The organism is Hydrogenophaga laconesensis (assembly GCF_031457235.1).
In the GTDB taxonomy this organism is placed as follows: Bacteria; Pseudomonadota; Gammaproteobacteria; order Burkholderiales; family Burkholderiaceae_C; genus Hydrogenophaga; species Hydrogenophaga laconesensis.
The window spans coordinates 12,031-25,425 of record NZ_JAVDWE010000020.1 but is presented as its reverse complement, the minus strand read 5'-3'; the positions used below and the strand labels follow the sequence as shown (position 1 = coordinate 25,425).

General features: G+C 56.9%; 11 protein-coding genes. 8 read left to right on the top strand and 3 right to left on the bottom strand.

From position 1 onward, the window contains the following. Positions 1-171 precede the first annotated feature (171 nt). The 3 genes from J2X09_RS24665 (at position 172) to J2X09_RS24655 (ending at position 2,900) form a co-directional block, all read left to right on the top strand. Entirely contained in the window at positions 172-516 is a 345-nt protein-coding gene (locus J2X09_RS24665) for a CzcE family metal-binding protein (protein ID WP_204735771.1), read from the top strand. 317 nt (positions 517-833) lie between these two features. Further along, positions 834-1,514 (top strand): heavy metal response regulator transcription factor, encoded by a 681-nt coding sequence (locus tag J2X09_RS24660; protein WP_204735772.1) that lies wholly within the window; start codon positions 834-836, stop codon positions 1,512-1,514. A 21-nt stretch (positions 1,515-1,535) separates the two neighbouring features. After that, positions 1,536-2,900 (top strand): heavy metal sensor histidine kinase, encoded by a 1,365-nt coding sequence (locus tag J2X09_RS24655; protein ID WP_310309639.1) that lies wholly within the window; start codon positions 1,536-1,538, stop codon positions 2,898-2,900. An 11-nt stretch (positions 2,901-2,911) separates the two neighbouring features. Here the strand turns inward: J2X09_RS24655 and J2X09_RS24650 are convergent, their stop codons facing one another. Both J2X09_RS24650 and J2X09_RS24645 read right to left on the bottom strand, forming a co-directional pair. Further along, a complete protein-coding gene (locus tag J2X09_RS24650) occupies positions 2,912-3,196 on the bottom strand; it encodes a CopK family periplasmic copper-binding protein (RefSeq protein WP_204735774.1) in 285 nt (94 codons plus the stop codon). 127 nt (positions 3,197-3,323) lie between these two features. Then, positions 3,324-4,871 carry an SEL1-like repeat protein gene (locus J2X09_RS24645; protein WP_204735775.1) on the bottom strand — a complete coding sequence of 516 codons (1,548 nt, stop codon included), beginning with the start codon at positions 4,869-4,871 and terminating at the stop codon, positions 3,324-3,326. A 420-nt stretch (positions 4,872-5,291) separates the two neighbouring features. On the opposite strand from J2X09_RS24645, the gene J2X09_RS24640 reads away from it, so the two are divergent. From J2X09_RS24640 to J2X09_RS24625, 4 genes are all read left to right on the top strand, one after another. Then, on the top strand, positions 5,292-6,281 hold the full coding sequence (locus J2X09_RS24640; protein ID WP_204735776.1) for a porin: 990 nt from the start codon (positions 5,292-5,294) through the stop codon (positions 6,279-6,281). 461 nt (positions 6,282-6,742) lie between these two features. Further along, on the top strand, positions 6,743-7,429 hold the full coding sequence (locus tag J2X09_RS24635) for a heavy metal response regulator transcription factor (protein ID WP_204735777.1): 687 nt from the start codon (positions 6,743-6,745) through the stop codon (positions 7,427-7,429). Continuing rightward, entirely contained in the window at positions 7,426-8,760 is a 1,335-nt protein-coding gene (locus J2X09_RS24630) for a heavy metal sensor histidine kinase (protein WP_204735778.1), read from the top strand. The genes J2X09_RS24635 and J2X09_RS24630 overlap by 4 nt, the downstream gene beginning before the upstream one ends. 222 nt (positions 8,761-8,982) lie before the next feature. Further along, positions 8,983-9,327: a CzcE family metal-binding protein gene (locus J2X09_RS24625; protein ID WP_204735779.1), complete on the top strand. Its 345-nt coding sequence runs from the start codon at positions 8,983-8,985 to the stop codon at positions 9,325-9,327. A 104-nt stretch (positions 9,328-9,431) separates the two neighbouring features. On the opposite strand, the gene J2X09_RS24620 is transcribed toward J2X09_RS24625, so the two are convergent. Further along, positions 9,432-11,906 carry a heavy metal translocating P-type ATPase gene (locus tag J2X09_RS24620; protein ID WP_204735780.1) on the bottom strand — a complete coding sequence of 825 codons (2,475 nt, stop codon included), beginning with the start codon at positions 11,904-11,906 and terminating at the stop codon, positions 9,432-9,434. A gap of 333 nt (positions 11,907-12,239) precedes the next feature. Here J2X09_RS24620 and J2X09_RS24615 point away from each other — a divergent pair, with 333 nt between their 5' ends. After that, complete coding sequence (locus J2X09_RS24615) at positions 12,240-13,295, top strand: porin (protein WP_204735781.1); 1,056 nt, start codon at positions 12,240-12,242, stop codon at positions 13,293-13,295. Positions 13,296-13,395 lie beyond the last annotated feature (100 nt).

The window sequence follows — 13,395 nt, the reverse complement described above, 5'->3', positions numbered from 1 at the left end:
GCTTTTTTTCGTGCGTGTAGTGATGAACTCGCCTTTCCCCTGAGCAACATGACGGATTTGTCATTCTTCAATCTCAATGTTGTAGGCGCCTGATTTCTAAAGTTGGTGTCGGTTCTTGAGGGCAACCCTGCCTCGCTCAAGGGCCCGTTCCATTCAACAATGAGGTTCCAAATGAAAGCACTTTCAACACTCCGTATCGCAGCAATTGCAGTCGCATTCACCAGCACCTTGGGGGCAGTGTCTGCGGCTGAAACGTTCCGTAATGGTCAGTCGGTCCAAGGCCAGTCGGCCGGCGCGGATGCCGGCTCAAGAATCGTGGACGTTGAGTCAACCAAGTTTGCCAACGTCAAGTACGGGGAAACTGTCTCTTTTGTAGGGGCGGGCGGTAAGAAGTTTTCGTGGACCTTCAATGGTTTGGATGGTCGCTCCTGGGATCTCGCCCAGTTCGCGCCTGCCGGGTTTACGAGCAAAGACTATCGTGTCTACGTGACCAAGAATCCGTTGTATCGCCGTTGATTGGTGACTACCAGTACCTGGCTTGTGGGCCAGTAGCTCAGGTTCATGTCCGCACCACAGAGACATGGGAGGCGGTGAAGGTTGCTTGAGCGCGACCAATCACCGCCTTTCACAGGCTCCGTTCTGGACGTGGGCCCTACAGGGGCTTTATCGTCTAAAGCGCAACACCCTACGGGTCCGGGCTGGACTCCTTGTCGAAAGGATGCCATTTAGCCCCGGAGTGCAACAGTCCTCTGTCAGCCGAATTACATGTTCGTCACATTCCAGATCGAAGAACTTCACGTGCCAAACTGCCGACCCTTAGAGACGGTCGCCGTATGAAAATTCTTATCGTGGAAGACGAAGCCCAAACGGGCGAGTACCTCAAGCAAGGTCTGAGAGAAGCGGGGTACTACACCGAGTTGATGCGGGATGGTGTTGACGGTTTGCACGAAGCTACGGAGGGTGACTACGATCTGGTGCTGCTGGATGTGAATTTGCCTGGAATTGACGGATGGTCGGTGCTTCGCTCATTGAGGAGAAAGAAGCCTCATCTGCCGGTTCTGTACCTCACGGCTAGAGACAGTATTGAAGACCGCGTCAAAGGCCTTGAATTGGGAGCAGATGACTACCTTATCAAGCCTTTTTCGTTCTCCGAGCTTCTCGCGCGCATAAAGACGGTGCTGCGCAGAGGTACCCAGTCGCAGGAGCCCACAACGCTCCAGGTGGCCGATTTACAGCTAGACCTCGTGCGACGAAGGGCTAGCAGGGCGGGTCGCCGCCTTGACCTGACAGCGAAGGAATTCGGACTACTCGAGCTCTTCATGCGGCGCCGAGGGGAGGTTCTCCCACGCACCTTGATAGCTTCGCTGATGTGGGACATCAACTTCGACAGTGAGAGCAATGTCATTGTCGTCGCGGTAGGGCGGCTCCGGTCAAAAATCGATGATGCGTTCGACACCAAGCTGCTTAGAACAGTGCGTGGCATGGGCTACGTACTCGACGAACCCGAGCCCTGAAAGTGCTTGAGAACTATGTCGTTGACCGCTCGATTGACGATTCTGTTTGCCTGCGTGCTGGCGGTAGTCCTGGCAGGATTCTCGTGGCTGGTCTTTCGGGAAACAAGCAGCCGGTTCCATGAACTGGACGAGCTTCTACTGCAGGGTAAGGTCCAGCTCGTAGCTGAAGCCGCGCGAAATAGCCGGTCGGAGGAGGAGCTGAGGGGGTGGCTTGCGACAAGCATGCCAGGTCATGCAGGGCTGTACATCAAGGTCCTCAGCGACACTGGCGACCTATTTGAACATCGAGATTTGCAATTGCCGGTGGGCCTGGCAGAAGAGTTCGCGGGTGCCGGGGAGGCCAAAGACTGGCGGAGAACAGCTCACAGCTTTCATGCCAAACGCTTTGAGGTCAGTCTTGGTGGGGACGTCTCGAAAAAGCTCTCGGTGATTGCCGCAGTGGACACGCGCCAGCACACGGACTTTCTTGACGTGTTGTCCATGAAGACTCTGGGGTATGTGTGCTTCGCGGTAATGGTGGGCACCATGCTCGGCTGGCTAGCAAGCCGAGGCGGCCTACAGCCGCTTACTACGATGAGAGCAAGAGCCGAGCAAATAAACGCCAATAAGCTATCGGAGCGCATCTCGGCACAGAGCTGGCCAAAGGAGATGCGCGAACTTGCTAACTCACTGAATGGCTTGTTGGATCGCCTCCAAAGCGACTTTGACCGCTTGAGCGCGTTCTCGGCAAATCTGGCGCATGAGATGCGAACGCCAGTCAGCAACCTTCTGACCGTCGCCCAAGTCACATTGGCTCAATCACGAACCAGTGACGAGTATCGGAGCACTATTGAGACGATATCGGAAGAACTGCAAGACCAAGCGCGAACCATCTCTGACATGCTCTTCCTGGCGCGAACGGAGAACATGCACGCTCTGCCATCGGTTCAACTCGTCAAACTCGATGTAGAGTCTCAATCGTTGGTTGATTTCTATGACGTTACGGCAAGCGAAAAGGCGCTGAACTTTGCAGTCAGGGGCTCCGCTCGGGTCCATGGTGACCGTCTGATGATTCGTCGAGCAATCAGCAATCTTCTGTCAAATGCTGTGAAGTATGCGCAACCCGCATCCACCATCGAAATCAGCATCAACACAGCTGAAGGCAAGGTCAGTCTGGCGATTACCAACAGAGGAGAGGAGATTCCCGTTGCCTCTCAAGCATCGCTGTTTGACCGCTTTGTACGACTCTCTTCGCCGAGCGTAAAAGATGCGGGAGGTCTTGGCCTAGGCCTTGCCATCACCAAAGCCATCATGAGAGCGCACCACGGTCAAGTCAAGCTGAGCTCCCTAGCAGGGGCCAACACCTTTGTCCTCGAGTTTGAGAAGGTGGTGTCCCCGTCGCACTAGGTGAACTCGATTCAGTTGTTGCTGTGGTCTTTGCTCAGAAGATAGTCCATGCGGGCCACTTCGTTGCTCGTGACAGGGATTGAGCGACCATTTGCGGCCTCCAGAACTTCGCCCTTCTTCAAATACACGGAGGTACCTACCCGGCTCTCCTTGCCCATCTTTCCGTCAGGAAAGATATAGAGATTGCCTCCGTCCTTGAGTGGGATGATTTCCTTGGCAGCTTCGACGGCGGCGTGTCCGGCGAAGACGGAGGTAGAGGCAAGAGCAAGAGCCGCGAGGGCAAGTTTCGTTTTCATACGTGTTCCTTCTTTGATTGTCCGAACAGCACGATTGCTTCGGAGTACCTGCGTACCCGTCTAAGCTAACTAGATGGCCGTGACGAAAGCGCTGCCTGAGCATTACTTTTTTGTCAGGACAGCGCGTTCAGTCGGCAACAGCGGTTCGCAAGGTGTGTCGTACCCCTTGCGCCCAGCTTGATCCCTGTCGCAGTGAAGTGAGAGTCGATGTAGGGACTTGTGCGAAAAACATGGATTCATCCACCCCGCTGCGGTCAAGTCGGTATCGAAGCTTCTGCGACCGCTGTCGCTGCTCGGCGTTGGACAGCATGGGGCCCTCACCTGCAAGTCGGAAGAACTCGGCAGACTCTCGTAAGCAGTCGACAAATTGACCCTTTAGCGCCGGTATGGCCCGGCCAAACCTGTTTCTCTGGTTGCGGTCTGCAGCTCCGCTTGATACAACCAGGCCCCAAGACCTTACGCCGGACACAACGTCTACGCACGTCGCTTCTGCTTTGGTCAATCCAAAATGCCTCGAGACGCGCAAACGATGTGCGACCCACGGGTCGATTTTTTCCAGTTCCTCAATGACATGTAGTGCGTCGTCGTCGGTTCCTTGCACGGGAAGAACGAACGACTGCAGCAGGCTTTTCGCAATGGCGTCATCTTGGGCTGCAGCTTGAGACATCCAGTGAAGCCCAAGTTCCTGCTCTGCGATTCCTGCAGCTGATTTGAGAATCATGGCGCCGAGCTGCCGTTGCGCATTGGCGTTGCCACTGGCTGCAGCTTTCTCGAGAAAGAAGAGCGCTGCCTGAGGATTTGCCACGGAGCCGTGGCCGTCGGAGTGAACTCGGTAAAGGAGCAGCCAGGCCTCACTCAGACCTGCGTCCGCCGCACGAAGTAATAGCGCGGTACCCCCTCGAAGATTTCGCCTTGGCACAAGACTCTCGGAGCGCGCAAATGCGGTGTCTATGCCGCAAAATGCGCGACCCAAAAGCAACGCTGCCTCGGCGTTCCTTCGGGCGACACAGTCCTCCAGAATGGCATGTAGCGTCGTACTGTCAAGTTCGGGAAGAGACACCTGAACGCTTTGCAGGAAGACAAGGGCGCCGCAAACGGCATCGCACAGCTCTGAGCCTCGCTCCAAAGGCAGCGCAATTGCGAACTTGAGCAGTCGAATGACGAGTGCAGAGTTTGCAGATTGTGTGGCCTCGGAGAGCGCGTGTTCAACAGTGCCTTCGGCCGCGACGTCGGGCTCCTCGACAAGAGTTTTCAAGGCCGACAAGAGACGGCTTTCCTCGGAGCTCTTGTAAGCACTTAGAGCGTCTGAGGCTGTCGCACTCCCCAAGGCTTGAGCTCGCTCCCACAGCTCAAGAGCAAGCTCTTCGTTCAGTTGCATCAAACCACGCCATACCCCGAGCTTGAGGCAAGCAGCTGACGAACCTGCACTTGCTGCGGCAACCAGCATTGGGACGAGGTCGCGTCGGACGAGGTCGCTCAACGAAAGGCTTTCCGCAATGATTCTGGCGGAGCGCTCTGAAGTGGAAAGCGCTGGGTGGGACAGGTATTTGAGGCCTAGGTCGGTGTACTGTGGAAAGCCCTGCGCACCCTGCAAGTAGCGTTGCCCAACCTCGCATAACGCATCCAAGTCGCCTTGTCTCGCAAGGGCCAGCAGTTGAACGTCTTGACGCCGCATGTTTTCCAGAACTTCGATAGAAACCTGTCGAGGAATCTATCGAGATGCTGGTTTCCACGAGCTTTCGCTCTGATGACGATGTCGTCACCAAATTGTTATTTTCACGAATTTGACTTCCCGTACGTAGTGACGGAAAAACACAACGCCCGAAGGATGGGCTGGGTTGGCGCGTGCGACGAGAGCAACGGATTTTGCATGTTTTCAGGCAAATCACTAGCGAAATTTCCGAAACCAGCCGCAGGGGGAGCGTTCATGCGTAGACGTGAGCATAGTCACGGGTACGCACCGTCGTCATGTGCTTGGTCAGACAGCCATCATTTCTGGTTGTTTGTCTTCAAAGACATTTTGGCCAACATGCGAGGTGCGATTCGTCCCCTCAAACTAGTCTCTGAACAGAGCTATCAGCGTAAAGGAAATCTCATGAACAAGACGAATCGTTTGGCACTGGCCGTGCTCGCCCTCCTCGGGTCCACTGCCGCCTTTGCCCAAAGCAGCGTGACGCTGTACGGCCGTGTGAATACCACGGTGGAACGCCAAGATGTGGGTGGCGTGAAGACCACGGTTGTGGCCAACAACAACTCCCGCTTCGGCTTCAAGGGTGTTGAGGATCTCGGCGGTGGTCTGACCGCTGGCTTCCAGCTGGAAAGCGGTTTTCAGTCTGACACCGGCGTTGGCAGTGGTGCGCTTTTCGGCCGCCACAGCGAAGTGAACCTGTCGGGCGGATTTGGTACCGTTCGCTTGGGCAACTTCTTCCCCGCCTCGTACTTCGCGTCTGCCGACTATGTCAGCATGCACAACCACGACACTGGGTCCTCGTCTGACGCTCTGTACTACGACCCGGTCTGGTTCGGCGGCCCAGGCACCGGCAACAAGATTGCCTACCGCACCCCCAACATCGGTGGCTTCACTGCGGAAGGTTCTGTTGTGCTGCATGAGCAAGCACCCGGTACCGGCGGCAAGAATGGCTATGACTTTGCTGCCAACTACGCCATGGGCGCACTGGACCTTGGCGCAGGCTACAGCGCCATTGATAGCAACAAGCAGTTCTCCTTGCGTGCTCTGTATTCCTTCGGTCAATTTACCGTTGGTGGCTACTATCAGCGGAACAAGGACGCAAACCAACTGCTGGCTACGGGAGCTGGAACACGCAACAATCTCCGCTTGGCTGCAGCCTACAGCGTTGGCGCCTCGGAGTTTCACGTGAACGTGGGCCGTGCAGGCGAATACGAGAACATCGTCGACAGCGACGCTACGCAATACACGCTGGGCTACAACTACAACCTGAGCAAGCGCACGAAGGTCTACGGTTACTACACCCGCGTGAACAACAGCACCAACGCGACCTACATGACCGGCACCGCTGGTGCCGATTTCAGCTCCGTTGCTGTGGGCATTCGCCACAACTTCTAAGCTGCTCGTGCTCTCGGCAGCCTCGCTGCCCGAGCATTAGCTTTCGAAGAATGAGGCCTCGCGTTCCTTCAAGGGATGCGAGGCCCTTTGTCTTTTAGCCACACAGCCACAAACGGCGTGAGGGATTCCATAAATAAATAGCATAGCCTTCTTGAACGGTGGCGTGAAGTTGATTGGGCGTTTGCCAGCACAGGTGTCACGTGACGCCCGCTTCGGTACACTTCCTCTTGTCCCATCTGAAGGCGTCGACTCGCAAGAGTCAAGTGATTTTGCTTCTCGCGTCTGGCGCGAAGACATGGCATCGATGCGCGAATCGACCTTCTCTCCGACAGAGCTCGCTCCTGGCTGCTTCAAGTGGAGGTACCTGTTGAAGAGCGGTTTTCAAGAGCGCACCATCAGGCGCTCACCATGCAATCGCGGAGCACGCCACCCACGACCACTTTTTTTTGGACTCGAGGCACATGAAGCTGTTGGTGATTGAGGATGAAGTGAAACTGGCGGAGTACCTTCGGAAAGGCCTCCAGGAAGCTGGTTTCGTCGTGGACCTTGCGCACAATGGCATCGATGGCTTGCATCTCGCAATGGAGTCCGACTACGACCTCATCGTGCTAGACGGCATGCTTCCTGGCATTGACGGGCTTGGCTTGTTGGCCGCGTTGCGTCAGACCAAGCGCACAAGGGTCTTGATGCTGACTGCGAGAATAAAGGTCGAAGACAGAGTGCGCGGCCTGAACACAGGTGCAGATGACTACATGGTCAAGCCGTTTGCGTTTTCTGAACTCGTTGCCCGGGTTCAGGCATTGCTGAGACGAGAACAGACTGGAGCGGGAGCTGAGCAGCCCACGGTGCTTAGTGTGGCTGACCTAGAGGTTGACCTGGTCGGTCGCAAGGTGTCTCGCCGAGGGCAAAGGATTCTCCTGACATCTCAAGAGTTCAGCCTTCTTTCCTTGCTCCTGCGACGACAGGGCCAAGTACTTTCGAGAACCGAAATTGCCTCGCAAGTGTGGGACATGAACTTCGACAGCAACACAAATGTGGTGGACGCTGCAGTCCGACGCTTGCGCACCAAAGTGGATGTGCCGTTTGACAGCCCGTTGATTCACACGGTTCGCGGCGTTGGCTACATCCTGGAACCCCGACAAGAATGAATCGGAATAGCGCAAATTCGCTAGGACGACGGCTGTCGGCCTGGCTTGCGTGGCAAAGCTTGGGTGGGCTGCTAATCGTGTGTGCAACGGTGTACGGAGCCACACACTACGCGTTTAAGGCGCGGCAGCTTGAGGAGTTGGACCAGAAGCGGGCGCTGCTGACATATCTTGCCTCCGAGGCCGCGCGCAACGGCAATGAAGTCAAGCTCAAGCATGAGCTCGACGACTTCATGGTTGGCCATCCCCAACTTGGGCTTTCTGTAGCACAGACAGATGGAGCAATTTTTCACCAGAAACTGCTGCCACCGTCGGGGCATGCCCGACGAACGATTCAGTTCAACCTCGACTCCCCGAGGCCTGGTCAGCAAATGCTTCGCACGGAGTTGTCGCTGGATGTAGGTGGCGATTCGCTGGTGTTGCGACGCATCGCCTGGATTCTCTTTGGGGCGGCAGTGGGAGGAGTACTGTTGATTTCCTCCGGCGGATTTCTCCTGGTGTGGCTTGGATTGCGGCCTTTGCGCGAGCTCTCGGCACAGGTGAAAGTGCTTACAGCAGGGACGCTGCACATCCGACTGGATGGTTCACGACAGCCCGACGAGCTCGCTCCGTTGATTGCGCAATTCAACGATTTGTTGGCCCGTCTCGACCAGTCTTACGAACAAATGGAGGGCTTCAACGCTGACGTCGCCCACGAGTTGTTGACACCGCTGACGACGTTGATGAGCGGTGCTGAACTGGCGATGAACTCATCCAAGAGTCTGGACGAGATGCGTGAGTTGCTCGGTTCGAATCTGGAGGATCTGCAGCGCATCGCTGGAATAGTGCACGACATGCTGTTTCTCTCGCAAGCAGATAGGGGGGCGGCTGCGCGTCGCACATCAACCCCCAGCCTCGCAGCAGTCGTGTGGCGCGTTGCCGAGTACCACGAAGCTACCCTCGATGATGCTGGACTAACCCTTGAGGTGGATGGGGACGTCGATGGCGATTTCGACCTGCAGCTGTTGCAGCGTGCGTTCTCCAACCTGATTAGTAATGCCACTCGCTACGCCACAAAGGGCACGAGCATAGTGGTGAGGATTGAACCCGATGCTCTCGAGCAGGTGACGGTTCTCGTCGAAAATCGCGGAGCCCCGGTTGACACGCAGACCCTCTCCAGGATGTTTGACCGGTTCTTTCGAGCCGATGCATCACGCAGCGGAGCCAGCAAAAATCACGGCCTCGGCCTCTCAATTGTTGCGGCCATTGCGCGTATGCATGGCGGCACGACCACGGCTGCATCGAGCAATGGCGTCACCAGTGTGGGCATCCGTCTGAAGCGGTTCGCTGAGTAAGTCGACAACCGATTGCCATATCAGTGTGGACAATCACACGAGCGCGATGCCGCGCAGCCATTCGACCTCGCACTCATGTTCAGCATGGCTTACGAATATGACGGATTTGTCATTCTGATGAATTCATGTTGTTGAGGACCAACTCATACAGTGTTTCTCAGCGCCGAAACGGCAGCTGTTGCCTCACACGAGAGGCTTTCCAAATCACTTATGAGGTCCTACATGTCCAAAATCTACACCTTCCGGCAAGCCGCCTTCGCCGTCTCCATTGCAGCCACCCTTGCCAGCGCCTCTGCTGCAGGCGTTTCCAGCAAAGAGCAGGCGCTGATTGGCCAACCCGCTCCTGCCACGGCATCGGCACGTGTCATCGACCTGAGTGCGTCCAGCTACGCGAACGTCTCCTATGGTGAGACAGTCGTCTTTCGCGGCAATGGAGGCAACCAGTTCACCTGGACGTTCAATGGTGTTGGTGGCCGTTCCTGGGACCTTGCCAAGATTGCTCCGGCTGGTTTCTCCGACAAGCAGTTCCGAGTCTTCGTGAGTCGGAATCCGCTGTATCGCAGCTGAGCCTTCATCGCTCGCAATGGGCGACTCCGCGCTGCCGGGACGAGGATTGCCACGACAGGCGCCTGGACGTACACGGGCTACACACGGATGGTGTGTGGCCCGTTTTACTTCTTGTCGCCGCCTTTGTATGCCAGAAGGCGCAGCGCGTTGAAGACGACCAAGAGCGTCGACCCCTCATGAACGGCAACGGCTGCTCCAATGCCAAGACCCATGATGGTCGCGGGTACCAAGACCGCCACGATGCCAAGGCTCACGAATACGTTCTGACGAATCACCGAACGCGTGTGACGGCTTAAGCCTACGGCGAAAGGAAGGTTTCTCAAGTCGTCGGCCATTAGCGCCACGTCTGCTGTCTCCAGTGCCACATCTGAGCCTGCAGCACCCATGGCGATGCCCACGGTCGCGTTGGCCATAGCGGGCGCGTCGTTGACGCCATCGCCCACCATTGCTACCTTCGTTTCCTCGCGAAGCTTGCGAATCGCTTTGACCTTGTCCTCAGGCATTAAGTCACCCCAGGCCTCATCGAGCCCTACCTCACTGGCAACTGCTTCTGCCACCTTCTTGTGGTCCCCGGAAATCATAATCATGCGGGTGATGCCGAGCTCTCGAAGCTGCTTCAGTGCATCACGTGCGCCTTCGCGTGGGGTATCAAGAAGTCCGATGGCGCCGAGATCTCGCTCACCCTTGCGCACAACCATGGATGTGCGGCCTGCTTCACGCAGACTTTCAATGGCTGACGCGGCCGAAGTGCCCAAGGGGGCGATGCCATCGCTTCCAAAGAGTTCTGTCTTGCCAATCCAGACTGTCTCCCCATCCACAGTGGCAGTCACCCCGCGTCCAATCAAGTTCTCGAGATTGCTCGCGGGTGGGATGGGTTGCTGCCCCAAGCGCTCACGACCATCCTTCGCTATCGCAGCAGCAAGCGGATGGTCGCTCAAGGACTCGACTGCAACCGCTACAGCAAGCAGCTCCGTTTCGGTGACACCTTCCGCTGTCACTACATCGGTGATTCGCGGTCGGCCTTCCGTTAGTGTGCCGGTCTTGTCAAATGCCATTGCGTTGAGGGAGCCGAGCTCTTCAAGAGGAGCACCCCCCTTTATCAGAACGCCGCCTCGCGCTGCGCGAGCAATGCCTGAAAGAACCGCGCTGGGCGTCGCTATGGCCAGGGCACATGGACTGGCAGCGACAAGAACCGCCATGGCGCGATAGAAGCTATCGCGGAACGGCTCGTCCACAACTACCCAGGCAAACAAGAGCAGGAACGCCAGCAACAGAACAGCGGGCACAAAAATGCGTTCGAACTGGTCGGTGAATCGCTGCGTCGGAGACTTGCGCGTCTCTGCTTCGCTGACCATCTTGACCACTCGGGCCAGGGTCGAATCAGTGGAGCGTCGCGTCACCTCAATTTCGATGGAATGTGCCCCGTTGATGGTGCCCGAGAAAACGCGGGAGGCCGCTTCGATGACATCGGGTCTCGAGCGAGCTAGGCCCGCATCATTGACCGGTCGCTTGTCGACCGGCATGCTCTCGCCAGTGACGGGCGCCTGGTTGATGCTAGTTGTGCCAACCAGAATAAATCCATCGGCAGGAAGGCGCTCATTTGGCCTCACCAAAACGACGTCGCCGACCACGAGTTCTTCCACCGCAATCTCAGATGTCTGCCCATCACGGCGGACGGTGGCCGTGTCTGGCGCCAGTTCTGCCAGTGCCTCAATGGCTCGCTTTGCTCGACCCATGGCATAGCTTTCAAGTGCGTGGCCCAGGCTGAACAAAAACAGAAGTAGCGCACCCTCTGCCCATGACCCGAGAGCAGCTGCGCCGGCAGCTGCGACCAACATCAGAGTGTCAATCTCGAATCGCTTGCGTCGAAGGTTATCGATGGCTTCTCGCAATGTATAGAAGCCGCCAAAGAAGTACGCAGCGACGTAACAAGCAAGTGGAACCCAGGATGGTGCGCCCGTGAGTAACTTCTCCGTGACTGCTCCTGCACCGAGCAGCGCTCCGCAAATCAGCGCGAAAATCATTTCGCTGTTCGCGCCGAACACGCCGCCATGTTGGTGCCCTTCGTGGCCGCCAGAAGCATGTTGGTGGTCACCGTGGTCGTGGCTATGCGCGCTATGGTCTTCCTCCGCCTCGCGCGGATTCGTTCCAAGGCTTGAGAGTTCGGCACGTATTACTTCTTCCGAAGTCTTCTCGCGGTCGAACTCGATGTGCAGGAGCCCTGAAGCATTGGCGTTAGCTTCAAGAACGCCCTCCATCTTCTGCAGACGGTCGGCCACGGACCCGGCCTTCCTTTGATGGTTCACCCCGTCAAGTTGCCACTGCAGGTGGCCGAAGCGGCTAGAGATTTCTGCGCCAGCTGCTTTCGCAAGTTCACGAATGCGCGCTAACGAAAGCTGGTCCGGGTCATAGTGAATGCATAGCTGCGGCGGCTTCTCTGCGGCGCCAGGCCGCACATGTACATCGTCAACTCCAGGCCGATTGCGCAGCAGCTGTTGCAGCCGCTCAACGCAGGCATCTGCTTCGCCAGGAATGCTCGGCAGAAGAACAGGGAGGTCGACGCGAAGCTTTTCAGGCATGACGTGATGGTCGCTCTATACGACTGAGTTGAAGAGAAAAGAGCCGAACTTTGCTCGCAGAATGTGTGCGAAGAAGCTCGTGAACGCTTCATTCTTGAACGGCTGACACGCGCACCGAAAACATATCGCAAAAGTCATGTTTGCGTCACATTCACGTTAGATAATTTTTATCCATGGTGCAAAGCTCGCCAGGGGTGTTTTCGTCCTCGTTTTGTCACATTGCGTCGGTCTAATCAGTTGTGTCAGCCCGACTTGGGTTGTCGTTCCACCGAGTCCTTGCGATGTAGGTCGCATCGGAACACGGTCCAACTCAACTGCACAGCAATAGACGACATGAAACACTCTCTCATCGCCCTCTCGATTCTCGCGACCACTGCAGGGGCGTTTGCGCAAAGCAGCACTACTCTCTTCGGTGTTGTCGACGCATCTGTGACGCGACTGTCCAGCGACAGCGCGAGCGTCACGGGGCTCTCCAGTGGTGAACAATCTAGCAGCCGTCTTGGTTTTCGTGGACTGGAAGACCTCGGCGGAGGTCTCAAGGCCAGCTTCTGGCTTGAAGGCAGCGTTGCCGTTGACAACGGCGGTACAACATTTCGTTTTGACCGTCGCTCCACTGTTGGCTTGATTGGCGGGTTTGGCGAGGTTCGACTTGGCCGGGACAAGCTCGCGTCCTATCTGAACGTCGAGACCTTTGACCCGTTCGGCGACATTGGAGTGGCTGGAAACGGCGCTAACAACATGCTCGGCAACGCAACGGTCGCCGCTGGCACGCAAGAGGGTAGCCACTCCAAGCGCGCGAGCAATATCGTCTCGTATCTGACGCCCAAGATGGGTGGCTTCCACGGCCAGGTGCAATACGGCTTCGGCGAGAGAGCCAGCAGCGAGCCGAACAACAGCCGAGGCAACTTCATCTCCGCACGCGTGGGATATCAAACTAACCCGCTCGATATCGCCTTGGGCTTTGCACAGCTGAAGGCAGGCACCGCTATTCAGGAAGTGACCTACAAGGCGGTGAACCTGGGTGCTTCGTACGACCTTGGCTTTGTGAAACCGATGTTGTTGATTGCCACCGAGCGTGGCGCCGGTCGTGGTGTCAATGCGTATACCTTGGGTGCCTCGGCCCCTGTCGGCCAGTCGGGTGAATTCCGTGTCGGCTACACGCGATTCAATACTCGCAACCAAGTCGACGCCGATTCCTCGAAGCTGGGTCTTGGCTACATTCACAAGCTGTCCAAGCGCACCGTGGTCTATGGCCTGCTCGCGCGAGTGAGCAATGACGCCAACGCCAATCGCGGCTTCGCAGTCTCCTCGTCTTCCCTGGCGTCTCCGCTCATAGCCGCTGGCGACAGCGCGACCGGATACTCCATCGGCGTGCGTCACTCGTTCTGACAAAAAGAGTCGCAGCACGGATGTGGTGTCTGTGCTGCGGCGTATAAAGTGCTCCCCGTGGAATTGGCCCAAGAGCTTTACGACTCTTGGGCCTTTTTTC

What these genes read in the sequence shown, in the direction of transcription:
- J2X09_RS24665 (WP_204735771.1), top strand. Translation starts at nt 172, where the DNA reads ATGAAAGCACTTTCAACACTCCGTATCGCAGCAATTGCAGTCGCATTC.
- J2X09_RS24660 (WP_204735772.1), top strand. Translation starts at nt 834, where the DNA reads ATGAAAATTCTTATCGTGGAAGACGAAGCCCAAACGGGCGAGTACCTC.
- J2X09_RS24650 (WP_204735774.1), bottom strand. Translation starts at nt 3,196, where the DNA reads ATGAAAACGAAACTTGCCCTCGCGGCTCTTGCTCTTGCCTCTACCTCC.
- J2X09_RS24645 (WP_204735775.1), bottom strand. Translation starts at nt 4,871, where the DNA reads ATGCGGCGTCAAGACGTTCAACTGCTGGCCCTTGCGAGACAAGGCGAC.
- J2X09_RS24640 (WP_204735776.1), top strand. Translation starts at nt 5,292, where the DNA reads ATGAACAAGACGAATCGTTTGGCACTGGCCGTGCTCGCCCTCCTCGGG.
- J2X09_RS24635 (WP_204735777.1), top strand. Translation starts at nt 6,743, where the DNA reads ATGAAGCTGTTGGTGATTGAGGATGAAGTGAAACTGGCGGAGTACCTT.
- J2X09_RS24630 (WP_204735778.1), top strand. Translation starts at nt 7,426, where the DNA reads ATGAATCGGAATAGCGCAAATTCGCTAGGACGACGGCTGTCGGCCTGG.
- J2X09_RS24625 (WP_204735779.1), top strand. Translation starts at nt 8,983, where the DNA reads ATGTCCAAAATCTACACCTTCCGGCAAGCCGCCTTCGCCGTCTCCATT.
- J2X09_RS24620 (WP_204735780.1), bottom strand. Translation starts at nt 11,906, where the DNA reads ATGCCTGAAAAGCTTCGCGTCGACCTCCCTGTTCTTCTGCCGAGCATT.
- J2X09_RS24615 (WP_204735781.1), top strand. Translation starts at nt 12,240, where the DNA reads ATGAAACACTCTCTCATCGCCCTCTCGATTCTCGCGACCACTGCAGGG.